Genomic DNA, 21,068 nt, shown 5'->3' on the forward strand with positions numbered 1-21,068 from the left:
CTTTCGCCGGACAGCGATCCAAAAGACCCGCCGGCAGCTTCCGGCGGGTCTTTTTTGCGTCCGCGGCATGCGCGCGATTGTGACGCGGTCATGGCAATAGTGTTGCAGCGCGGTAAGTGACGGATTTACGGCGATTCGTTTCCTTGGGCTCCGGCTGTCATAAATAAGATATTGAAATAAAAGGACTAATTGACCCTTCGGCGATTTTCTGAGGGGTCAGGTGAGTCAAGATTTTTATTTCAGTATTTTTACACGGCCGACCCTTGATCGACTCGCGGCGGCCTGACTAGACAGGGGCGTCGTCGGCCTTCGCCGGTGGCCGCCACATCGACATGATTCGCATTTTTTCGGGCCCGTTGCCCGGGAAAGGATGCTTGCGCCTTGCCGCAGGCGCCGAATCGGCATGGGCCGGCCGCACGCGCTGTTTGATGACCGGGGGATTCGGGGGGCGGTACGGCGTGACACAAAAGGGAATCGGCATGGTATCGACGCGAGAGCAAGGGCGATGAGCGGCGACGCCGCAACGCTCTGGCCGCGCGTCGCCGAAGGGCTGCGCCGCGACCTTGGCGCGCGCACCTTCGACCATTGGTTGAAGCCGGTGCGCTTTGCCGATTTCTGCAGCCTGTCGGGGGTGGTGACGCTCGAGACGGCAAGCCGCTTTTCGGCGAACTGGATCAACGAACGCTTCGGCGACCGGCTCGAACTCGCGTGGCGGCAGCATCTGCCCGCGGTGCGCAGCGTCGCGGTGCGCGGCGGGGCCGCCGCGGCCGACCGCGCCGCGATTCTCGCCCAGCCGCCGCTGCCCGCTTTCGAAGCGCCGCCGGCGCCGGCGGCGAATCCGGCGCTGCTGAACTTCGACCCGCGCCTGTCGTTCGACCGCTTCGTCGTCGCGCGCTCGAACATCCTCGCCGCCAACGCCGCGCGCCGCATGGCGATGGCCGAGGCGCCGCAATTCAACCCGCTCTATCTTTGCTCGGGCACCGGGCAGGGCAAGACGCATCTGCTCCACGCGATCGCGCAGGCCTATGCGCTGATCCATCCGACCGCGAACATCATTCTGATGTCGGCGGAAAAATTCATGCTCGAATTCGTCGGCGCGATGCGCGGCGGCGACATGATGGCGTTCAAGGCGCGGCTGCGCGCCGCCGACCTGCTGCTGCTCGACGATCTCCAGTTCGTGATCGGCAAGAATTCGACGCAGGAGGAATTGCTCCACACGATCGACGACCTTATGACCGCGGGCAAGCGCCTCGTCGTCACCGCCGATCGTCCGCCGACGATGCTCGACGGGGTCGAGGCGCGGCTCCTGTCGCGGCTGGCCGGCGGACTGGTCGCCGATATCGAGGCGCCCGAGGATGACCTGCGCGAACGGATCATCCGCCAGCGGCTCGCCGCGATGCCGATGGTCGAGGTGCCCGACGACGTCGTCGCCTATCTGGTCAAGCATTTCACCCGCAACATCCGCGAACTCGAAGGCGCGCTCAACAAGCTGCTCGCTTATGCGGCGCTCACCGGCGCGCGGCTCGACCTCGCACTCGCCGAGGACCGGCTGGCCGAAAATGTCCGCAGCGCCCGGCCGCGGATCACGATCGACGAGATCCAGCGCGCGGTCTGCGCGCATTACCGGCTCGACAAGAGCGAGATGGCGTCGAAGCGCCGCGTCCGCGCGATCGCGCGCCCGCGGCAGGTCGCCATGTATCTCGCCAAGGAACTGACCCCGCGCTCCTATCCCGAAATCGGGCGGCGCTTCGGCGGCCGCGACCATTCGACCGTGATCCACGCGGTGCGGACGGTCGAGGCGCTGCGCGTCAGCGACAGCGAACTCGACGCCGAGATCGCGGCGATCCGGCGCGCGCTCAACAGCTGATCCACAGGCTTCTGCCGGACTTATCCCCGGGCTTGTCCACGCTTTGGCGCCGGGCATGAAAAAGCCCGCCTTCCTGTCGGAGAGCGGGCTTTTCCGCTTCTTGGCAAGTGGCTCAGCCCTTTTCGGGCGGCGCCACCGTGATGCGCACCCGTTCGCCCGAATTGCCGGGGAAGCCCGTGAACATCGCCTCGATCAGGTTCGGGACGATCTGCTGCAGATTGTTGTCGCGCGACTGCGCTTCGGCGCGGCCTTCGAACAGCCGGTAGCCGTCGGAGGCGCGGTTGATCTGCAGCTGCATGCCGCTAGTATAGACGGTGTAGCTGCTGACGTCGTTATAGCCCCAGCCGGGACCCCACATGAAGGGATCGCTCCAGCCATAGACATAGCGGCGGCCGCGCGGACCACGGACGATCACCGGGCGATAGAAGCCGCCGCCGTAATAGCCGCCCCAGGGGCCGCCGAAGCCGGGGCTCGACACCACCCGCTCGCGGCCCTTGTCGACACCATAGTCCATCCGCACCAGCATATCGGGCCGTTCCCCCGACGCGGCAGGGCGATAGCCGTAACGCGTCAGTTCGCCGGCAACGATGCTCGCATATTGATTGAATTCAATCCCGCCCTGCAACGCGGGGTCGCTCGATTCGATCGCAAAGCTTTGCCCCTGCGGGGCGGGAAGCTGCGTCTGAAAACGGGCCACATCGGCCTTGAACGGCGTTGCGCACCCGGCCAGCGCCAGCGCCGCGCCCGTCATGGCGGCAAGGCCCAGCCGCCGGAGGTTCATCTTGCTCATCTTCATGCTCCGTGATTCGATGCGCATATGTATCGCACTCATATAGCATGACTACGCCGATGCGACTTAACCTTGGTTGAACCCGTTTCGTCGCAACTTCGTTCCCGGCCGCTTCTCCGTCGCCGCTGTCATTTCAGCGACATAGGCCGAGTATGCCATAAGTGGCGTCGAGCGTCGGCTTTGCAAGGGCGCGCGCCTTGCTGGCGCCCTTTTCCAATATCGCGTCGAGCGTCGCATGATCGTCCTTGAGCGCGACGAAGCGCGCGTTGATCGGCCCCAGCTTTTCGACCAGCAATTCGCCGAGCGCGGGTTTGAACGCACCGAAACCCTTCCCAGCAAAATCGCCGAGCACCGCATCCACCGAAACATCGGCGAAGGTCGCATAGATACCGACGAGATTCTTCGCCTCGGGCCGTCCCTCCAGCCCCGCCGCGTCCGACGGCAGCGGTTCGGGGTCGGTCTTCGCTTTCCGCACCTTCTGCATCATCGTGTCGGCATCGTCGGTCAGGTTGATCCGGCTCATGTCAGACGGGTCCGACTTCGACATCTTCGCCGATCCGTCGCGCAGGCTCATGATCCGTGCCGCGCCCGGCGGGATGATCGGTTCGGGCAGGGTGAAGACCGGCGCCTCGGGGCGCGCATAATCATTGTTGAACTTTTGCGCGATGTCGCGCGCCAGTTCGAGATGCTGCTTCTGGTCCTCGCCGACCGGGACGTGCGTCGCCTGATAGAGCAGCACGTCGGCTGCCTGCAACACCGGGTAGGTATAAAGTGCCGCCGAGGCGCTTTCGCGATTCTTGCCCGACTTGTCCTTGAACTGCGTCATCCGGTTGAGCCAGCCGAGCCGCGCGGTGCCGTTGAGCAGCCATTGCAGTTCGGCGTGCGCCGGGACGCGCGCCTGATTGAACAAGGTCGAGCGGTCGGGATCGATCCCGCAGGCGACGAGCGCCGCGGTCATCGCGCGCGTGTTCGCGGTCAGGTCGGCCGGGACATGCGGCATCGACAGCGCGTGGAGGTCGGCGAGGAAGAAGAGGCAGTCGCCTCCGCCCTCCGCGACCTCGTTCTGCATCCGTACCCAGTTGCGGATCGCGCCCAGATAATTGCCGAGGTGCAAATTTCCGGTGGGCTGGATGCCCGATACGATCCGCATGGTCTACTCCTGTTCCGGCGCCGATACTTTCGCGCGCCGCCGCGTGAGCATGGCGAGGAGATCCTTGTCAAGCGCGCCGACGAGGAAGGCGGCGGCGAAAAAGGCCGCGCCGCCCGCGGCGACGAGTGCGACGAGCGACCAGATGCGGTCGAACACCCCGGCGCCATAATAAGGCGCGAGCCTCGGCATCATCCACCACAGCAGCGCCGACATCGCCGCCACGGCGACGATCTGGCGCGCGATCTTGCCTGCGAGCTTCGTGGTGAAATGGAACCAGCCGCGGCGGTGGAGGACGGTGTAGAGCAAGAGGCAGTTGATGCTCGCCGACACCGCGGTCGCCGCGGCGAGCCCGACGATGCCGTACCGCTCGACGACATAAAGGTTGATCGCGATGTTGATGATCAGCGAGGCGAGCGCGGTCCACACCGGGGTGCGCATATCCTCGCGCGCGAAAAAGCCGGGGTTGAGGATTTTGACGATGACATAGGCGGGCAGCCCGGCGACCAGCGCGACGACGATATGCGCCATGATCGCGCCGTCGGCGGCGGTAAACTTGCCGCCGACGAAGAAGGCGGCGGTGAAGGCGGGGGCGCAGATCGCGAGCGCTGCGGCAGCGGGGAGGGTCAGCAGCGTCGCCATCTCGAACGCATTGCCCTGCAATCGCTGCGCCTCGGCGACGTCGCCCGAATGGATATGGCGCGACAGCATCGGCAGGATCGCGGTGCCGAGCGCGATGCCGACGATGCCGAGCGGCATCTGGTTCAGCCGGTCGGCGAGCTTGAGCAGGGTCAGCGACCCCTGCGGCAGGCTGGTCGCGAAGAAGGTGTCGACGAACTGGCTGATCTGGTAGATGCCGGCGCCGAAGGTCGCGGGCAGAATCAGCAGGCCGAGCTTCTTTACCTCGGGGGTGAAGCGCGGCAGGCGCCAGTGGAGGCGGAGCCCGGCGCGGCGCACCGACCAGATCAGATAGGCGAGCTGTGCCACCCCGGCCAAGCTGACCGACACCGCGAGTGCGATCGCGACGATGCGGTCGTCATGCCCCGGCCCGCGCAGCCACGCGCCGGTCAATATGCCCGCGATCAGGACGATATTGAGCAGCACCGGCGCAAAGGCGCCCGGTGCGAAGCGCGACCGCGCGTTGAGCAGGCCCGACAGCATCGCGACGAGGCTGACCAGCGCCAGATAGGGAAAGGTCAGGCGGCTCAGGAACACCGCGAGCTCGAACTTGCCCGGTACCTCCTGAAAATCGCGCGCGAGGAGCCACACGATGCCCGGCATCGCGATCATCATCAGCCCCGAAAAGGCGAGCAATACCCAGAGGAACACCGACAAGACATCGTCGGCGAATTTGGCCGCGGCCTCTTCGCCACCGCCGTCGCTCTCTGCCTTGTGCAGTGCGCGGCTGTACATGGGGACGAAGGCGACCGAAAAGGCGCCCTCGGCGAACAGGCGGCGGAAGGTGTTGGGCAGGGTGAAGGCGAGTTGGAAGGCGTCGGCGGCGAGGCCGGCGCCGAGCACGCGGGCGAGCAGCATGTCGCGCGCAAAGCCGAAGATGCGGCTGACCAGGGTCAGCCCGCCGATCGTCCCGACGCTTTTGACCAGGCTGGTCAAGCCGCGCGCTCGCCCCGCAGGACCGTCTTACGCCTCGCCGACCGGGGCCGGGATGTCGGCCTGGCCTTCGCCCTGCGCCTGAACCTGCTGCATGAACAGGCCGTGGAAATCGATCGGTTCGAGCAGCAGCGGCGGGAAACCGCCGTCGCGGACCGCATCGGCGATCACGCGGCGCGCAAAGGGAAACAGGATGCGCGGCGCTTCGGCGAGGAAGAAGGGCTGGAGCTGGTCGTCGGGGACGTTGCGAACGCCGAACAGGCCGGCATATTTGAGGTCGACGACGAACGCCGTGCCCTCGTCGCCCTTCGACGTCACATCGACCTTCAGCGCGACTTCATAGAGGTTATCGCCGACGCCTTCGGCGCTGATGTTGAACTGGACGTCGAGTTGCGGCGCCGACTGCCACTGATAGACGGCGGGAGCGTTCGGGTTCTCGAAAGACATGTCCTTCACATATTGCGAAATCAGGCCGATCGCGGGGCTCGTATCCTCGCCGTTGGGCTGCAGGGCGGGGTTATTGAGGTCGCTGCTGGTCTCTTCGGCCATGGTCAAGTCTTTCGTCTGGAAATCGAAGGAAGGATCGGCACCGTCAGCCGGATGGCCCCGCCGCCGGAAAGTTGCGGCGGCGCTTAGCAGCGCCGCGCGACCAGCACAATGGGCGTCCGTCCGGGGCAGTCCGGGCGCTTGCCCGCAACCGTCGGGCGCGCCAGACGTTGACCTGTCGCGCGCGCCAAGTCATGGAGATTTGAAACATCGGCGCGCATCGCCTATGTTAAGCCCGATTATTCTATCGCCGCATTGGACATTTGCCCGTGACCGCTTTTTCGATCGTCCTGCTCGCCATGATTGCCGCTTTCCTCGGCATGCGGCTCTATTCGGTGCTCGGCAAGCGCACGGGGCATGAACAGGAACCCGTGCTGCCGCGCCGCGACGACCGTGCGGCGCCCGCTCCGGTCCGTCTCGACGACGGCGATGCGCCCGCGACGACGCAGGGTGGAGCGGCCGATGCCTCTGGGCTCGTCTATGAGCCTGCCGCCGAAACCGGGCTGCGCGCGCTGCTCGCCGCCGACCGCCATTTCGACGCCGGCCGCTTCATGGAAGGCGCCGAATCGGCCTATCGCATGATCCTCGAAGCCTATTGGAGCGGCGACCGCGATACGCTGCGTGACCTGTGCGACGACGACAGCTACGAAGCGTTCGCCGAAGCCATCGCGGCGCGCGAGGCGCGCGGCGAAAAGCTTGACAACCGCCTGATCGGGATCGATTCGGCCAAGATCACCGCGGTCGACCTCAATCGCAACGAAGCGCGGGTCACCGTGCGCTACCGCGCCGACATCAGCGCTGTCACCCGCGATGCCGACGGCCGGATGATCGCCGGATCGATGAGCGATGCGTCGGCGACCGACGATCTGTGGACCTTCCGCCGCACGATCGACAGCAGCGACCCCAACTGGCTGCTCGACGAAGCCGAAGCAGCCTGAGCCGGTGCCCGCGACGGTGATGGCGCGACGCGCGCGCGCTTTCGGATTCGCATCCTTTGTGGCGCTGCCGCTGCTCGCTGGCTGCGCGTCGATCGTTCCCGATGCCGGGGCGGGCCCGGTTGCCGCCAATCCGCCGCCTGCGAACAGCAAACCGACACCGAGTCCAGCACCGACTGGCCCGGTGCGCCCCTATCAGCCGCGTCCGTCCGAAAGCGGCGTCGTCGCAGCGAAACCGATCCCGGCGACCCCAAATCCCGTGCTCCCCGCGGCGCCGGTCCCCGCCGGTGCGACGACCGCGGCGGCGAGCGGCGTCATTGCCGGGCCGGCGTTTGACAAGCTCGGCGTGTCGGCGGCGCAGGCGAAGGCCGCGCTCGCCGCCTTCCGGCTCAGTTGCCCGTCGGTCCAGCGCCGCGCCGACGCCAGCGGGCTGACGCAAAATGCCGACTGGGCCGAAAGCTGCAACGCGGCGAAGGGCTGGGCCGACGATGACGCGAGCGCCTTTTTCGCGCGCTATTTCGGCACCGTGCAGGTCGGAGCGGGAACCGCCTTCGTCACCGGCTATTACGAGCCTGAAATTGCCGGATCGCGGACGAAACGCGCGGGATACGACGTGCCGATCTATCGCCGTCCGAACGATCTGGTCGACGTCGACCTCGGCCAGTTTTCGGCCGATCTCAAAGGGAAGAAGATCCGCGGCCGCGTCGAGGGCACAAATTTCGTCCCCTATTACGACCGCACGACGATCGAACGCGGCGCGCTCGAAGGGCGCGGGCTCGAGATCGCCTGGGCGGCCGACGCGGCCGAATTTTTCTTCCTGCAGGTGCAAGGGTCGGGCCGCCTGCGCCTCCCCGACGGCGGCGTGATGCGCATCGGTTACGACAGCCAGAACGGCCGCGACTATGTCGGCATCGGCAAGCTGCTGCTCGACCGCGGCGAATTGCAGAGCGGGCAGGCGTCGATGCAGGGCATTCTCGCCTATCTGCGCGCCGATCCGGTGCGCGGCGCGGCGGTGATGAACGAGAACCCCAGCTGGGTCTTCTTCCGCGAGATCACCGGCCCGGGGCCGCTCGGCGCGCTCGGCGTGCCCGTCACCGGCCGCGCCAGCGTCGCCGCCGATCCCAAATATGTTCCGCTCGGCGCCCCCGTCTTCCTGTCGCTCGACCGCGCCGAGCCCAATGGGCTGTGGATTGCGCAGGATACCGGCGGCGCGATCAAGGGCGCCAACCGCTTCGACAGCTTCTGGGGCGCGGGCGACGAAGCGCGCGCGATCGCCGGCGGCATGTCGGGGCGCGGTTCGGCGCTGCTGCTGTTGCCGCGCGCCAGCATCGCGCGGCTGATCCCCGCGCGCTGACGCGCCATGGGACGGCGGCTCGCTCCCGAAGAAAATGCGCTCTGGAAAAAGGTCGCCGCGACCGTCGAACCGCTGCGCAAGCGCACGCCGGTGCTCGATCCCGCCGCGCCGCCGGCCGTGCGCCCGCCCAAGGTCGCGCCTCGCACCCCGGTGGCACCTGCTGCCGCGCCGCGTCCGGCGCCGAAGCTGCCGCCGCCGCGCCGTACGCATCAGACCGCGACGCTCGACGGTCATTGGGACCGGCGGCTGCGCAAGGGGCTCGTCCGCCCCGACATGAGCATCGACCTGCACGGGCACACGCTCGCGTCGGCGCAGGCGCTGCTCGACGATGCGATCGGCCGTGCACTGCTGCGCGAGGCGCGGGTGCTGCTGGTCGTCGCCGGGCGCCTGCGCCCCGGGGCCGACCGCTTGCCGACGATGCACGGCGATCCGCGTCCGCGCGGCGCGATCCGTGCTTCGCTGCCCGACTGGCTCGCTTATTCGCCCCATGCCGACGCAATCGTCGCGCTGCGCCCCGCGCACATCAGCCACGGCGGGGCGGGGGCGGTCTATGTGATCCTGCGGCGCGCCAGGGAAGATTAGGCGCGCGGGCTAGAGAAAAGCGCGCATCAATATGCCGCGATAGATGGCGGTCAGCGTGTGGAGGTCATCGACGGCAACCGCCTCGTCGAGCTTGTGCATTGTCGCGTTGGTCAGCCCGAATTCGACCACCGGGCACAGCGCCGATAGGAAACGCGCGTCGGACGTGCCGCCTGTCGTCGAAAATTCGGGCATGATATCGGTCTCGGCATGGATCGCCTCGGCGACCAGTGCCGACAGGTCGCCTGGCGGGGTCAGGAAAGCCTCGCCTGAAATCTTGCCGAGGACCTTTGCATTCGGTTCGACCGCATGCGCGATGCGTTCGATCATCGCGACCAGATCGGCGCCCCGGTGCTGGTCGTTGAAGCGGATCGACAGCCGCGCGCGCGCCGACGCCGGGATGACGTTGGTCGCGCCGTTGCCGACCTCGATATCGGTGAATTCGATGTTCGACGGCTGGAACCAGTCGTTACCCTCGTCGAGCACCACCGCGTCGATCGCCGCGGCGATCCTGACCAACTTGGGGATCGGATTGTCGGCGAGGTGCGGATAGGCGACATGGCCCTGCGTCCCCGGCACGTCGATCCAGATATTGACCGACCCGCGCCGCCCGATCTTCACCATGTCGCCGAGCCGGTTGACCGAGGTCGGCTCGCCGACAACGATCATGTCGGGGCGAACGCCGCGCCCCTCCATATGCTCCATCAGCGCCCGGGTGCCGAAGATCGCCGGGCCTTCTTCGTCGCCGGTGATGATCAGGCTGATCGTGCCTGCCTCGACCGGCGTCGCGGCGGCAGCGGCCACGAAGGCGGCGATCGAACCCTTCATGTCGACCGCGCCGCGGCCGTAGAGCAGGTCGCCGCGCACTTCGGGGGCAAAGGCATCGCCGGTCCAGCCGACGCCCGGCGGCACGACGTCGAGATGCCCGGCAAAGCCGAAATGTTTGGGACCCTTGCCGGCGCGCACCGCGAGCAGGTTTTCGACCGGCCCGTCGGGCTCGATGCCGTCGATAAAGCGCTCGACGGTGAAGCCGAGCGGGGTCAGCGCCGCCTCGACCACGTCGAACACCGCGCCGGTGGCGGGGGTGACGCTGGGCGCGGCGATCAGGGCTTTCGCCAGTTGGACGGGGTCGATGCCTTGGGTCATGCTACGGATCATGCCGCTCCCTTACGCCCTGCACCCGGCGTAAGTCGAGGCTTTGCATCGTCGCGCGAATATGCGAAACAAAGGCAGAACAAATGCCGGAGAACTGCCATGCCCAAGCTCGATCTCGATGCGATCCCGCAGACCAATGCGACCGGCTATCCCGCGCCCTACAGCGACCGGGTCCAGGGCCGCTGGTACCGCCGCCTCGCTCCCGTTACCGGGCTCGACGATTTCGCGGCCAGTCATGTGGTGCTCAAACCCGGCGCCTGGTCGTCGCAGCGCCACTGGCATGCCGGCGAGGACGAGATGCTCGTGATGATCGCCGGCGAGGCCGTGCTGGTCGAGGACGAGGGCCGCTGGCCGATGCGCCCCGGCGATATCGCGGTGTGGCCGAAGGGCAGCACCAACGGCCATCACCTGATCAACGAATCGGACGCAGACTGTGTGTTCGTCGCGCTGGGTGGCGGCAAGAAACATGACACCGGCGGCGGCTATTCGGACATCGACATGCTGTTCACGCCCGACGGCTATTTCCACAAGGACGGCACGCCTTACCCGACGTCGCGGCTTCCCTGACCGGCCGGCTCGATCCGGAAGCTCAGCAAGGTGAAGCGGGCGGGGGCGGTGGCGTAGACGCCATGGCCGCGCGCCGCCGAGGAACCGAAAACGAGGCCGATTCGGTCGATATCGGCCAGCGCCGCTTCGAGCGCTCCTGAGTCCGATTTCGCCGACCGGCTGTTGACCGAAATCCAGTTCGGATCGTCGAGTCGCACGATCATTTCATGCTCGCCCCGCGCGATCTTGCGGACCGTCGCGGCCGGAGCGTACCAGCGGAACCGTTCGTACCGGCCCCTGGCGGTCCAATTGTCGCCGCGCCGCTGGAAATAGAGCGAGACGGTTGCGGGAAGGTCGGGCCTTTCCTGCGGGACGAAGCGCGTGCCGGCGCGTGCGTCGACGCGATAGCGGACGATGATTCGCGATCCGGGCGCGATCGGCGCGGGGCGGTAGGTGACATAATGGACATGGCCCGCCGCGGGGCTGTCGCCGACGGGAAAGTCGAATCGCCAGCCGGTACGCGTCGGCTGCGGGCGGAGCGGCATGGCCTGCGAATAGTTCCGGCCACGGATGATCGGCCCGATCTCCCATTCGGCCGCACCCGGAGCGGCGGCGGGACTCGCGGCGGGGAGGAGCAGGGCCGCGGCGGCCAGCGACAGGATCGTCGGTTTGCGCATGCGTCGCTGTTAGCAAGCGCGAATGATCCTGCGCTGAACGGCGCGTTCAGTCGCCCACCGGTCCTTCGAACTGTTCGATGACCCAGTCCTCGGCCTGCGCGCCGCCGATCCATTCCTGCATGTGCGGATGGCTGATCACCGCCTGGCAATAGGGCAGGGCAAAGCGCGGCAGCGGGATCGAGTAAGTGACGAAGCGGGTGACCACCGGCGCGAACATGATGTCGGCCGCTGACCAGTCGCCGAACAGGAAATCGCCTTCGCCGCCGAAGCGCGCCCGCGCTTCGGCCCAGATCTGCAGGATGCGGATGACGTCGGCCTGCACCTCGGGCAGCAGTTCGGCCGCCGGATAGATGCGGCGGATGTTCATGCTGTGGTTGCGGCGCAGCGCGGCGAAGCTCGAATGCATTTCGGCTGCCATCGACCGCGCCATCGCGCGCGCCGCTATATCCTCAGGCCAGTATCGGCGCGTGCCGCCGGTCTTTTCGTTGAGATAATCGATGATCGCGAGGCTGTCCCAGACGACGATATCCTCGCCGTCCCACAGGATCGGCACCTTGCCGCCCGACGGCGCGAACTCGTCGCCCTCGCGCCGGTTCGACCATTCCTCGTCATAGAGCGGCACGGTGACTTCCTGGAACGGCAACCCGCTATGCTTCGCGGCGAGCCAGCCGCGCAGGCTCCAGCTCGAATAGGCCTTGTTGCCGAGGAAGAGTTTCATGGGGTCTCCAAATTCCCCTCCGCTTGCGGGAGGGGCTAGGGGAGGGCCTGTAAGGCCACATTGGGTTCGGAACATGCCCTCCCAGTTGCGGGTTGGCCAGCCCCCAGCTAGCCAAGAATGTGCCGGGGGCACATTCGACCAGCAACTCCCCTCCCGCAAGCGGGAGGGGAGATGTTCAACTTTCGACCGCTTCCAGCACCGCGGTCCGCAGCTCGGCGATCCCCATGCCCTTTTCGCTGCTCGTCGCGATCACCTGCGGATGCGCCGCCGGATGCTTGCGCGCTTCGGCCTCGGTCGCAGCCTGCACCGCGGCAAGGTCGCTCGCCTTCACCTTGTCGGTCTTGGTGAGCACGAGGCGGTAGCTGACTGCGGCGAGGTCGAGCATCTCGAGCACCTCGCGGTCGACATCCTTGATGCCGTGGCGGCTGTCGATCAGCACAAGTGTGCGTTTCAGCACCGCGCGGCCGCGAAGGTAGTCGTTGACGAGGAAGCGCCACTTTTTGACGACATCCTTCGGCGCCTTGGCAAAGCCGTAGCCCGGCATATCGACGAGGCGGAACACCAGAGGCGATCCGACGTCGAAATAGTTGAGCTCCTGCGTCCGCCCCGGCGTCACCGACGTGCGCGCGAGCCCGTTGCGGTTGGTCAGCGCGTTGAGCAGCGACGATTTGCCGACGTTCGAGCGGCCGGCAAAGGCGATCTCGGGTACCCCGGGCGCGGGCAGGTGCTGCAGCGCCGGTGCCGATTTCAGGAAGGCAATCGGCCCCGCAAACAGCTTGCGCGCGCGTTCGGTCAGCTCGGGATCGTCACCGGGTTCGATGTCGCTCACTTCGCTACCGCTGTCTTCAACTCGGGGAACTTGCGGTACATCCACTGCTGCTGCGCGATCGACAGGCAGTTATTGGTGATCCAGTAGAGCAGCAGCCCCGCCGCGAACGGCGCCATGATGAACATGAACATCCACGGCATGATCTTGAACACCTGCTGCTGCACCGGATCGGTCGACTGCGGGTTCAGGCGGAACTGCAACCACATGGTGATGCCGAGGATCAGCGCGAGGATACCGATGCTGAGCAGCGACGGCGGCGTGAACGGCAGCAGGCCGAAGAGGTTGAGGATATGCAGCGGATCGGGCGCCGACAGATCCTTGATCCACAGGATGAACGGCTGGTGCCGCATTTCGATCGTCAGCATCAGCACCTTGTACAGCGCATAGAAGATCGGGATCTGCAGCACGATCGGCAGACAGCCGGCGAGCGGGTTGATCTTCTCGTCCTTGTAGAGCTTCATCAGCTCCTGCTGCATCTTCGGCTTGTCGTCCTTGTACCGTTCCTGCAGCGCCTTCATCTTCGGCTGGACGAGGCGCATCTGCGCCATCGAGCCGAACTGGCGCTGCGCGATCGGGAACATCAGGGTGCGGATGATCAGCGTCAGGATCATGATCGCGACACCGAAATTGCCGACCTGGCGGAACAGCCAGTCGAGCAGCTTGAAGATCGGCACCTCGAAAAATTCGAACCAGCCCCAGTCGATCGCGTTCGACAGGCGCGTGATGCCCTGGTCGTCCTGATATTTCGACAGGATGCTGACTTCCTTCGCACCGGCAAAGATGCGGCTGGTCGTCGTCACCTGCGTGCCCGGGGCAACCTGCCGGAAATCGCGCGCGAACAGGGTCTGGTAATTGTTCGCCGCCGGCGAACTGATCGCGGCGGTGACACGCTCGCCCTTCGCCGGGACGATCGCAGCGAGCCAATATTTGTCGGTAAAGCCCAGCCAGCCCGCCGAATTATAGCGGACGGCGCGATTCGGCGCTTCTTCGACATCGTCATAATCGACGTCGAACACCGACTTGCCGCCGAGGTAACCGGTCGGGCCGATGTGGATCGTCCAGCTATCCTTCTCGTGCGGATCGGTCGGCTTGCCGAGGCGGTCGATCAGCGCAAAGCTGCTGGCGCTGATCGGCGCGGTTCCGGTGTTGGCGATCGTCTGCTTCGCGGTGATCAGGTAATTGGCGTCGATGCTATATTCGATACGGAAGGTCTGGCCGGCGCCATTGGCCCAGCTCAGCGTGACCGGCTTCGTCGGGGTCAGCTTGGCGCCCGTCGCGGTCCAGACGGTGTTCGGACCGGGAACCTGCACGCCCGGCGCCGACCAGCCAATGCTGGCGAAATAGGCGGCCGCGGTGCCGCCGGGTGCGAACAGGCGCACCGGCGGCGAATCCTTCTGGATCGTCTGGCGATATTTGGTGAGCGTGATGTCGTCGATGCGCGCGCCGACAAGGTTTATCGAACCCGACAGCGCCGGGGTCTCGATCGGGATGCGCTGCCCTTCGCGAAGCACCGTTTCGATCGGACGGATCGCGGCGGGCGCCGACGCAGCCGCGGGGGCGCCCGGGGTCGGCAGCGCCGACGGCTGGCCCTGCGCCGCCGGGGTGGCGGCGGGCGCGCCGCCGGTGCCCGCGACGGTCTTCGTCACGTCGGGCTTGGCGGGCGTCGGGAAGAATTTCTCGGCGACGAAGTTCCAGCCCAGCAGGATGGCCACCGACAACAGGATTGCCGCGATCAGGTTACGTTTGTCGTCCACGCTCGTTGGTCTCTCTTCGTCTCGATGTCGGGATAGTTCGTATATTACGGCACCGGGTCGTAACCGTGCCCGCCCCATGGATGGCAGCGCAATAGCCGCTTTGTCGCCAGCCAGCCACCCTTGATCGCACCATGGCGTTTCAGCGCGACGATCGCATATTCGCTGCACGATGGCGCATAACGGCACGTCGGCGGCAGGATGCGCGACGGGCCAAGCTGCCAGCCGCGCGCGATCAGGATGAGCAGACGGGCGATCATAAGAAAAGCCCGGAAATCTGCGCAACTTCACACTGAATTTCTCTATCTTCGTCATCCCGGACTTGATCCGGGATCCACTCCTCCTCCGTCGCGTCAATGGACCCCGGATCAAGTCCGGGGTGACGAAACATAGGGAGCGACGCGGTAGCGAAAGTACCGGAAAACCGCGCAACTTCACGCTGAAATGGCGTTCGCAGGAGGGGTGATGCCACGCTCATGCCCGCACGCTAATCCGGCAGAATAATGTAGGACAGCGCTTCACTTCGCCAGCTTCTTCGCGGCGCGCTGGAGCGCCGAATCGAGCTGCTCGGCCAGCTCGGCAAAGACGATATCGTTGCCGCCCGGCCGGCCGATCAGCACATGATCGGCGCCGGCAATGCCCGATTCGGGGAGCGCGGCGCGGCAGAGCGCGCGCAGCCGGCGCTTCATCCGGTTGCGCGTGACGGCATTGCCGACCTTCTTGCTGACGGTATAGCCGATGCCCCGCGTGTCATCATCGTCGCTGCGCGGGCGAACGAGCAGGACAAAGCCGGGCATGGGAAAGCGAAGGCCGCGATTCGCAGCCAGAAATTCGCTACGTTTTGAAAGCGTTCGCACCAGCGGAACTGGCGCAGAAGCGTCAGCGGTCAGGCCGACAGCTTCTTGCGGCCCTGCGCGCGGCGGTTGGCGAGAACCTTGCGGCCGCCGACAGTCGCCTTGCGGGCGCGGAAACCGTGACGGCGCTTGCGCACGAGGCGGCTCGGTTGATAGGTGCGCTTCATCGCGGTATCCCCAAATTCTCTTTAAAGGCTCGAACAGAAAAGGGCCGCCAAACGTGGGCGGCCACCGATGGAGGCGCGGATAAGCGAGAGTCGGCGCAAAGTCAATCGTCATCCATGGCGCTTTCGAGGCGCGCGCGGGCGCGCCGCCGCGCCGCGCTGACCCGGCGCATCACGCGGTCGGCCCAGTCGCCATAGCGCGGATGGCGCCATTTGAAACGGACATAGACGCGCTTCGCCCAGGCGCTGTTCTGCAGGCACAGCATCAGCCCGACGGGAAAGACGATCAGGAAACCGGGGCCGGGCAACGGCCCGATGATCACCGCGACGATCATCAGCAATACGCCAAGGCAGAAGAGCCCCGAACGCACCTGCGCGTTTGACCGCATCCGCTGATAGAGGCTCCGCTTCGCCATAGGGGGCGATGTGGGGAGCGAACGGCGTGTTGCAAGGCTAAAACAGCTTGGCGCGGCGATCCGGGCATTGGCAGCGGCCGGACGACTGTCGGATTTGGGTTGGGGAGCGGCTATTCCATATTCGTCGCCCTTGCGAAGGCGGGGGCCGCTGGCAACCTTGCGCTAGTCCGATGGCGGCCCCCGCCTCGCGGGGGCGACAGTTATTTCCTTATGTCCGCTTCCGGTCGAACCCGGCCATCGCTGTCCCTCGCCAGCCTCCTCACCTTCGCCCGACCCGCAACAACACCGCCACCCGATCGCCCAGTCCGACCCCGGCCGCTTTCTGCACCGCGACCTTCACCGGCAACAAATAGCCGCCGTCGCGCGGGAACAGCGAGGTGGTGAACTCGCTCGCGCCGATCCGCGCGACCGCGGGCACGACGCCCCAGCCATAGCTTTCCGACAGCGCCGCATAGCGGATCGCGCCGACATGTTCGTCGGGGATGGCGGCGAACATGAACGGTGCGGGTCCGCGCCATTCGATGATCTCCGCCTCGAATGCGATATCGTCCATGGCCCTCAGTTCCGCGGAGCCTGCCGCCGGTAGCTCAGCGCCTCGGCGATATGGATGCGGCCGACGGTTTCGGCGCCCGCGAGGTCGGCGATCGTCCGTGCGACGCGCAGCATCCGCGTATAACCGCGCGCCGAGAGCCGCATTGCTTCCGCCGCCTGTGCGAGCAGCTGGCGGCCCGGCTCGTCCGGGGTCGCGACCGCCTCGAGCAGTTCGCCGTCGATTTCGGCGTTGGTGCGCGCCTTGTGATCCGCGTAACGCGCCGTCTGGATGTCGCGCGCCGCCGCAACGCGCGCGGCGACCTCGGCGCTCCCCTCGGCGGGCGGCGGCAGGACAAGGTCGGCGGCGCTGACCGCCTGCACTTCGACATGCAGGTCGATACGGTCGAGCAGCGGACCCGACAGCTTCGCCTGATAATCGGCGGCGCAGCGCGGCGCGCGGCTGCACGCGAGCGCCGGATCGCCAAGATGGCCGCAGCGGCACGGGTTCATCGCCGCGACAAGTTGGACGCGCGCCGGGAAGGTCACATGCGCATTGGCGCGCGCCACGCTGACCTCGCCCGTTTCGAGCGGCTGGCGCAGCGAATCGAGCACGCCGCGCTGGAACTCGGGCAGCTCGTCGAGGAAGAGCACGCCAAGGTGCGCGAGGCTGACCTCGCCCGGCCGCACCCGGAGACCCCCGCCGACGAGCGCCGGCATCGACGCCGAATGATGCGGGGCGCGGAACGGCCGCGCGCGAACGAGACGTCCCCCTTCGAGCGTTCCGGCGACCGAGGCGATCATCGACACTTCGAGCGCTTCGGCAGGGGTCAGCTCGGGCAGGATGCCCGGCATGCAGGCCGCCATCAGCGACTTGCCCGAACCGGGCGGCCCCGACATCATCAGATTATGCGCCCCGGCGGCAGCGATTTCGAGCGCACGTTTCGCGGTCTCCTGGCCCTTCACCTGCGCCAGGTCGGCGCCGCGCACCGGCGTTTCGACCTCGCCCGGCACCGGCGCGGCAAGCAGCGCGCTGCCCTTGAAATGGCCGAGCAGCGACAGGAGGTCCGGCGCGCCGATCACCTCGACATGGCCCGCCCAAGCGGCTTCGGGCCCCTGCGCGGCGGGGCAGATCAGCCCGCGCTCGACGCTGCCCGCGTGCAGCGCGGCGAGGAGGACGCCGGGCGATGCCGCGACGCGCCCGTCGAGCCCGAGCTCGCCGACGACAACGTAAGAGGCGAGCGTTTCCGCATCGACCACCCCCATTGCACCGAGCAGCGCGAGCGCGATCGGCAGGTCGTAGTGCGAGCCTTCCTTCGGCAGGTCGGCGGGCGACAGGTTGACGGTGATCACCTTGGGCGGCAGCGACAGGCCGATCGCGGCGATCGCGGCGCGCACCCGCTCGCGGCTTTCGCCGACCGCCTTGTCGGGTAGCCCGACGACGACGAAGCGCGGGACGCCCGGCGTGATCTGGCACTGCACCTCCACCCCGCGCGCATCGAGCCCGAGATAGGCAACGGTGGAAACGATCGCGACCATGAAATCCCCCGCTGCCCTTGCCGATACGGCACGCGCTGTGCCTGCTTTGTTCCCCATGCTTCTTTACGGCAAGCGGAAGGAAGGTCGAGTCTTTTTGGGTGGGATGGCTTGTTTGAGGCCGCATTGGGGTGGGGAGCGGACGTAGCTCCACCCGTATTCGTCATCCCGGACTTGATCCGGGACCCACTGCGGCGCCGAAGTCATGGACCCCGGATCAAGTCCGGGGTGACGATATTGGTTAGGTCCGTTACCGGCCGTTTCCATACAATCCTCACTGCGGCGCAGCCGTGGGGAGGGGGATCACCCGCAGGGTGGTGGAGGGGCCGCGAGCGCAGCGAGCGCTTCGCGCTCTGCCCCTCCGTCAGCCGCGATGCGGCTGCCACCTCCCCATCTCTGCGGCACAGGGAGGATCTTGTATCCGCTACCGGCCATTACCGGCCACTCAACCGCGGTACATGCCCAACATCAACTCAACCGCCGTCGCAGATTTGACAACATACCAACTAGTCGGTATGGCGATTCGCATGACGACGAATCAGCCCCCTGCCGCGCCCCGGCGCACCCCGCGCCCCGCCGCCGCCCGCGATGTCCCCCCGGCGGGCGGCGGCACAGCGAATAGCGGCGCTCCGGCCGGGGCGCGCCGGACGCCGCGCGGCAGCGCGCGCGACAAGCTGATCGCCGCGGCGCATGCGACGGTGCGCCGCAAGGGTTATGCCGCGACGACGGTCGACGAGATCTGCGCCGCGGCGGGGGTCACCAAGGGCGCCTTCTTCCACCATTTCGAATCGAAGGAAGCGCTGGCGATCGCCGCTGCCGAAGGCTGGACCGAGCGCGCCCGCCCGATGTTCGAACTGCCGCCGCACACCAGGCTGGTCGATCCGCTCGACCGCCTGCTCGGCCATATCGACTTCCGCTTTGCGATGCTCGACGGCCCAGTGGAAGATTTCACCTGCTTCGTCGGCACGATGGTGCAGGAAGCCTATGGCACCAATCCGGCGATCCGCGCCGCGTGCGAGGCGAGCATCAACGCCTATTGCGAGGCACTGGCCCCCGACATCGAGGCGGCGATCGCGCGCCACGGCATTTCGCAGGGCGTCAGCGCGATGAGCATCGCGCGTCACGTCCAGGCGGTGCTGCAGGGCGCCTTCATCATGGCGAAGACCACCGACGATCCCGCGATCGCGCGCGACAGCGTCACCCACCTGAAGCGTTACATCCTCATGCTGTTCGGCAGAGGCTGAACCACCCGCCCCCCCCCCAAGAAGAGAGAAGAGAGGAAGTTCCCCATGTCCCATGCCCCCAAGATGATTTTCGTGAACCTGCCGGTCACCGATCTCGACACTTCGAAGGCCTTTTACGAAGCCGTCGGCGCGGCCAACAACCCCGCCTTTACCGACGAGACCGCCGCGTGCATGGTGGTCGCCGAAGGGTCGATCCACGTCATGCTGCTGACCCACGAAAAATGGGCGACCTTCACGTCGAAGGCGATCCCCGACGCCCGGACGACGGCGCAGGTGCTGCTCTGCATCTCGGCCGACAGCCGTGCGGATGTCGACGCGCTGGTCGACAAGGCGGTTGCCGCAGGCGGCAAGGGCGACCCGACCCCGACGCAGGATTATGGCTTCATGTACGGCCGCAGCTACGAAGATCCCGACGGCCATATCTGGGAAGTGATGTGGATGGATCCCGCGGCAGCCAGCGGCGAATTCCCCGCCGCAGCCGAAGCCTGACCATAGCCGACAGGAGGAAGGTGATGACCGAAGCTCTCCCCTCGAAAAAGGCGGTGATCGCCGGACGCGTACTCAGCGGCCTCGTCATCGCCTTCCTCCTCTTAGACGCCGGGCTCAAGCTGGTGTCGCCCGAAACGGCGATCAAATACAGCCCGCCCGATCTCGGATGGCCGCTCGACGTGCCGACGATGACGATGCTGGGGCTGCTGCTGCTGATCCCGACTTTGCTCTATATCTGGCCGCGCACCGCGATCCTCGGCGCGATCCTGATCACCGCCTATCTCGGCGGCGCGGTCGCCACCCATGTCCGCATCGGCAGCCCGCTGTTCAGCCATATCCTGTTCGGGGTCTACCTCGGCGTGATGCTGTGGGGCGGGCTGTGGCTGCGCGACCCGCGCGTCCGCGCGCTGATCCCGCTCAGGGCAGGAGCCGGCGCATGAGCTTTCAGGCCTATCTCGACAATGTCGAAGCGAAGACCGGCAAATCGGCCGCCGAACTGAAGGCCATCGCGATCGACAAGGGCCTCGCCGACGACGGCGGCCTCGCGCCGGGCGTCAAGGCCACCGCGATTGTCGACTGGCTGAAGCGCGACTTCGATCTGGGCCACGGCCACGCGATGTCGATCGTCGCCTATATCAAAGGGAAGAGGAACTGATCATGTCCGCCCCGACCGAAGCCGTTCCCGAAATCACCGCCTACCGGTCGGTGCCGGATTTTGCCTATGGCCGGATCAAGGACATCCGCGTCCGCTGGGCGCTCGACGAAATCGGCCAGCCCTATCGCACACGGCTGATCGGCGGCATTTTCGAGGACAAGGCACCGGCCTATCTTCACGACCAACCGTTCGGACAGGTTCCGGTCTATAAGGACGGCGATCTGACCCTGTTCGAAACAGGGTCGATCCTGATCCACATCGGCGACGCCGACGGGCGTCTGTTGCCGCGCGATGCCAAAGGGCGCGGGCGCGCGATCAGCTGGATGATCGCCGCGCTCAACAGCGTCGAACCGATGATCCAGACGCTGGTCGTGCTGACCGTCAAGGGACAGGGCACCGACTGGCTGGCCGGTGCCATCGACGCCGCGAAACCCTTTGCCGAACAGCGATTGTCCCGCTTGTCGCAGGCGCTCGGCGACCGCGACTGGCTGGAGGAGCATTTTTCGATCGGCGACATCGTGATGATCGACGTGCTCCGCAACGCAAATCCCGAATTGCTGGCGCCGCATCCCAATCTGACCGCCTATGTCGCGCGCGGCAAAGCCCGCCCGGCCTTTCAGAGCGCCATGGCGGCGCATCTGGCCGACTGCGCGGTCGGCGAACCGCTGCCTGCCTGA

25 protein-coding genes are annotated in these 21,068 nt (G+C 66.6%); 10 read left to right on the forward strand and 15 right to left on the reverse strand.

The annotated features are described in order from the left end of the window. Positions 1-505 precede the first annotated feature (505 nt). A complete protein-coding gene (gene dnaA / locus AN936_RS00005; RefSeq protein ID WP_054586350.1) occupies positions 506-1,867 on the forward strand; it encodes a chromosomal replication initiator protein DnaA in 1,362 nt (453 codons plus the stop codon). A gap of 112 nt (positions 1,868-1,979) precedes the next feature. On the opposite strand, the gene AN936_RS00010 is transcribed toward dnaA, so the two are convergent. The 4 genes from AN936_RS00010 to secB all read right to left on the reverse strand — a co-directional run bounded on the left by AN936_RS00010 (position 1,980) and on the right by secB (position 5,964). Further along, a complete protein-coding gene (locus AN936_RS00010; RefSeq protein WP_173585633.1) occupies positions 1,980-2,663 on the reverse strand; it encodes a DUF4136 domain-containing protein in 684 nt (227 codons plus the stop codon). Between the two features lie 127 nt (positions 2,664-2,790). After that, positions 2,791-3,807 (reverse strand): tryptophan--tRNA ligase, encoded by a 1,017-nt coding sequence (gene trpS / locus AN936_RS00015; protein ID WP_054586351.1) that lies wholly within the window; start codon positions 3,805-3,807, stop codon positions 2,791-2,793. 3 nt (positions 3,808-3,810) lie between these two features. Next, on the reverse strand, positions 3,811-5,418 hold the full coding sequence (gene murJ / locus AN936_RS00020) for a murein biosynthesis integral membrane protein MurJ (protein WP_054586352.1): 1,608 nt from the start codon (positions 5,416-5,418) through the stop codon (positions 3,811-3,813). A gap of 27 nt (positions 5,419-5,445) precedes the next feature. Beyond that, positions 5,446-5,964 (reverse strand): protein-export chaperone SecB, encoded by a 519-nt coding sequence (secB, locus tag AN936_RS00025; RefSeq protein WP_054586353.1) that lies wholly within the window; start codon positions 5,962-5,964, stop codon positions 5,446-5,448. A gap of 266 nt (positions 5,965-6,230) precedes the next feature. Here secB and AN936_RS00030 point away from each other — a divergent pair, with 266 nt between their 5' ends. Genes AN936_RS00030 through AN936_RS00040 form a run of 3 tightly spaced genes read left to right on the forward strand, consistent with a single transcriptional unit; the run spans position 6,231 to position 8,832 of the window. Then, positions 6,231-6,899 (forward strand): Tim44/TimA family putative adaptor protein, encoded by a 669-nt coding sequence (locus AN936_RS00030; protein ID WP_149037560.1) that lies wholly within the window; start codon positions 6,231-6,233, stop codon positions 6,897-6,899. 19 nt (positions 6,900-6,918) lie between these two features. Next, positions 6,919-8,250: a murein transglycosylase A gene (locus AN936_RS00035; protein ID WP_054586354.1), complete on the forward strand. Its 1,332-nt coding sequence runs from the start codon at positions 6,919-6,921 to the stop codon at positions 8,248-8,250. Between the two features lie 6 nt (positions 8,251-8,256). Continuing rightward, positions 8,257-8,832, forward strand: coding sequence for a Smr/MutS family protein (locus tag AN936_RS00040; RefSeq protein WP_054586355.1), 576 nt, complete (start codon positions 8,257-8,259; stop codon positions 8,830-8,832). Between the two features lie 9 nt (positions 8,833-8,841). Here the strand turns inward: AN936_RS00040 and dapE are convergent, their stop codons facing one another. Further along, a complete protein-coding gene (gene dapE / locus AN936_RS00045; RefSeq protein WP_084758598.1) occupies positions 8,842-9,975 on the reverse strand; it encodes a succinyl-diaminopimelate desuccinylase in 1,134 nt (377 codons plus the stop codon). Positions 9,976-10,083: 108 nt separating this feature from the next. Between dapE and AN936_RS00050 the strand changes: the two genes are divergently transcribed. Continuing rightward, entirely contained in the window at positions 10,084-10,551 is a 468-nt protein-coding gene (locus tag AN936_RS00050; RefSeq protein ID WP_054586357.1) for a cupin domain-containing protein, read from the forward strand. Here AN936_RS00050 and AN936_RS00055 read toward each other — a convergent pair. From AN936_RS00055 to AN936_RS00100, 10 genes are all read right to left on the reverse strand, one after another. Next, positions 10,527-11,207 (reverse strand): hypothetical protein, encoded by a 681-nt coding sequence (locus tag AN936_RS00055; protein ID WP_054586358.1) that lies wholly within the window; start codon positions 11,205-11,207, stop codon positions 10,527-10,529. The two genes, AN936_RS00050 and AN936_RS00055, sit on opposite strands and share 25 nt — an antisense overlap. Before the next feature lie 46 nt (positions 11,208-11,253). Next, complete coding sequence (locus AN936_RS00060) at positions 11,254-11,925, reverse strand: glutathione S-transferase family protein (protein WP_054586359.1); 672 nt, start codon at positions 11,923-11,925, stop codon at positions 11,254-11,256. 175 nt (positions 11,926-12,100) lie between these two features. Then, complete coding sequence (gene yihA, locus AN936_RS00065; protein WP_054586360.1) at positions 12,101-12,754, reverse strand: ribosome biogenesis GTP-binding protein YihA/YsxC; 654 nt, start codon at positions 12,752-12,754, stop codon at positions 12,101-12,103. Next, on the reverse strand, positions 12,751-14,508 hold the full coding sequence (yidC, locus tag AN936_RS00070) for a membrane protein insertase YidC (RefSeq protein ID WP_054586361.1): 1,758 nt from the start codon (positions 14,506-14,508) through the stop codon (positions 12,751-12,753). Before yidC ends, yihA begins: the two co-directional genes overlap by 4 nt. A 44-nt stretch (positions 14,509-14,552) precedes the next feature. Beyond that, the gene (gene yidD, locus AN936_RS00075; RefSeq protein ID WP_054586362.1) at positions 14,553-14,765 is read right to left on the reverse strand and encodes a membrane protein insertion efficiency factor YidD; all 213 of its coding nucleotides are present in this window, start codon (positions 14,763-14,765) and stop codon (positions 14,553-14,555) included. 258 nt (positions 14,766-15,023) lie between these two features. Then, positions 15,024-15,362, reverse strand: coding sequence for a ribonuclease P protein component (rnpA, locus tag AN936_RS00080; protein WP_084758079.1), 339 nt, complete (start codon positions 15,360-15,362; stop codon positions 15,024-15,026). A gap of 29 nt (positions 15,363-15,391) precedes the next feature. Beyond that, positions 15,392-15,526, reverse strand: coding sequence for a 50S ribosomal protein L34 (gene rpmH / locus AN936_RS00085; protein WP_054586364.1), 135 nt, complete (start codon positions 15,524-15,526; stop codon positions 15,392-15,394). Between the two features lie 101 nt (positions 15,527-15,627). Beyond that, positions 15,628-15,939, reverse strand: coding sequence for a PGPGW domain-containing protein (locus AN936_RS00090; protein ID WP_234715687.1), 312 nt, complete (start codon positions 15,937-15,939; stop codon positions 15,628-15,630). A gap of 259 nt (positions 15,940-16,198) precedes the next feature. Next, positions 16,199-16,492: a DUF1905 domain-containing protein gene (locus tag AN936_RS00095; RefSeq protein WP_054586365.1), complete on the reverse strand. Its 294-nt coding sequence runs from the start codon at positions 16,490-16,492 to the stop codon at positions 16,199-16,201. A gap of 5 nt (positions 16,493-16,497) precedes the next feature. Then, a complete protein-coding gene (locus AN936_RS00100; RefSeq protein WP_054586366.1) occupies positions 16,498-18,006 on the reverse strand; it encodes a YifB family Mg chelatase-like AAA ATPase in 1,509 nt (502 codons plus the stop codon). Positions 18,007-18,530: 524 nt separating this feature from the next. On the opposite strand from AN936_RS00100, the gene AN936_RS00105 reads away from it, so the two are divergent. Genes AN936_RS00105 through AN936_RS00125 form a run of 5 tightly spaced genes read left to right on the forward strand, consistent with a single transcriptional unit; the run spans position 18,531 to position 21,068 of the window. Beyond that, positions 18,531-19,247, forward strand: coding sequence for a TetR/AcrR family transcriptional regulator (locus tag AN936_RS00105; RefSeq protein WP_158500023.1), 717 nt, complete (start codon positions 18,531-18,533; stop codon positions 19,245-19,247). A 45-nt stretch (positions 19,248-19,292) separates the two neighbouring features. Continuing rightward, positions 19,293-19,736: a VOC family protein gene (locus AN936_RS00110; RefSeq protein WP_054586367.1), complete on the forward strand. Its 444-nt coding sequence runs from the start codon at positions 19,293-19,295 to the stop codon at positions 19,734-19,736. Positions 19,737-19,759: 23 nt separating this feature from the next. Further along, positions 19,760-20,176: a DoxX family protein gene (locus tag AN936_RS00115; RefSeq protein ID WP_054586368.1), complete on the forward strand. Its 417-nt coding sequence runs from the start codon at positions 19,760-19,762 to the stop codon at positions 20,174-20,176. Next, positions 20,173-20,391 (forward strand): DUF4287 domain-containing protein, encoded by a 219-nt coding sequence (locus AN936_RS00120; RefSeq protein ID WP_054586369.1) that lies wholly within the window; start codon positions 20,173-20,175, stop codon positions 20,389-20,391. Before AN936_RS00115 ends, AN936_RS00120 begins: the two co-directional genes overlap by 4 nt. 2 nt (positions 20,392-20,393) lie before the next feature. Further along, positions 20,394-21,068, forward strand: coding sequence for a glutathione S-transferase family protein (locus AN936_RS00125; RefSeq protein WP_054586370.1), 675 nt, complete (start codon positions 20,394-20,396; stop codon positions 21,066-21,068).

It is taken from the genome of Sphingopyxis macrogoltabida (genome assembly GCF_001307295.1).
Lineage (GTDB): Bacteria > Pseudomonadota > Alphaproteobacteria > Sphingomonadales > Sphingomonadaceae > Sphingopyxis > Sphingopyxis macrogoltabida_B.

Coding starts and splice junctions, on each gene's coding strand:
- dnaA (WP_054586350.1), top strand. CDS start 506: ATGAGCGGCGACGCCGCAACGCTCTGGCCGCGCGTCGCCGAAGGGCTG.
- AN936_RS00010 (WP_173585633.1), bottom strand. CDS start 2,663: ATGAAGATGAGCAAGATGAACCTCCGGCGGCTGGGCCTTGCCGCCATG.
- trpS (WP_054586351.1), bottom strand. CDS start 3,807: ATGCGGATCGTATCGGGCATCCAGCCCACCGGAAATTTGCACCTCGGC.
- secB (WP_054586353.1), bottom strand. CDS start 5,964: ATGGCCGAAGAGACCAGCAGCGACCTCAATAACCCCGCCCTGCAGCCC.
- AN936_RS00035 (WP_054586354.1), top strand. CDS start 6,919: ATGGCGCGACGCGCGCGCGCTTTCGGATTCGCATCCTTTGTGGCGCTG.
- AN936_RS00040 (WP_054586355.1), top strand. CDS start 8,257: ATGGGACGGCGGCTCGCTCCCGAAGAAAATGCGCTCTGGAAAAAGGTC.
- dapE (WP_084758598.1), bottom strand. CDS start 9,975: ATGACCCAAGGCATCGACCCCGTCCAACTGGCGAAAGCCCTGATCGCC.
- AN936_RS00050 (WP_054586357.1), top strand. CDS start 10,084: ATGCCCAAGCTCGATCTCGATGCGATCCCGCAGACCAATGCGACCGGC.
- AN936_RS00055 (WP_054586358.1), bottom strand. CDS start 11,207: ATGCGCAAACCGACGATCCTGTCGCTGGCCGCCGCGGCCCTGCTCCTC.
- AN936_RS00060 (WP_054586359.1), bottom strand. CDS start 11,925: ATGAAACTCTTCCTCGGCAACAAGGCCTATTCGAGCTGGAGCCTGCGC.
- yidD (WP_054586362.1), bottom strand. CDS start 14,765: ATGATCGCCCGTCTGCTCATCCTGATCGCGCGCGGCTGGCAGCTTGGC.
- rpmH (WP_054586364.1), bottom strand. CDS start 15,526: ATGAAGCGCACCTATCAACCGAGCCGCCTCGTGCGCAAGCGCCGTCAC.
- AN936_RS00090 (WP_234715687.1), bottom strand. CDS start 15,939: ATGGCGAAGCGGAGCCTCTATCAGCGGATGCGGTCAAACGCGCAGGTG.
- AN936_RS00095 (WP_054586365.1), bottom strand. CDS start 16,492: ATGGACGATATCGCATTCGAGGCGGAGATCATCGAATGGCGCGGACCC.
- AN936_RS00100 (WP_054586366.1), bottom strand. CDS start 18,006: ATGGTCGCGATCGTTTCCACCGTTGCCTATCTCGGGCTCGATGCGCGC.
- AN936_RS00105 (WP_158500023.1), top strand. CDS start 18,531: ATGACGACGAATCAGCCCCCTGCCGCGCCCCGGCGCACCCCGCGCCCC.
- AN936_RS00110 (WP_054586367.1), top strand. CDS start 19,293: ATGTCCCATGCCCCCAAGATGATTTTCGTGAACCTGCCGGTCACCGAT.
- AN936_RS00115 (WP_054586368.1), top strand. CDS start 19,760: ATGACCGAAGCTCTCCCCTCGAAAAAGGCGGTGATCGCCGGACGCGTA.
- AN936_RS00120 (WP_054586369.1), top strand. CDS start 20,173: ATGAGCTTTCAGGCCTATCTCGACAATGTCGAAGCGAAGACCGGCAAA.
- AN936_RS00125 (WP_054586370.1), top strand. CDS start 20,394: ATGTCCGCCCCGACCGAAGCCGTTCCCGAAATCACCGCCTACCGGTCG.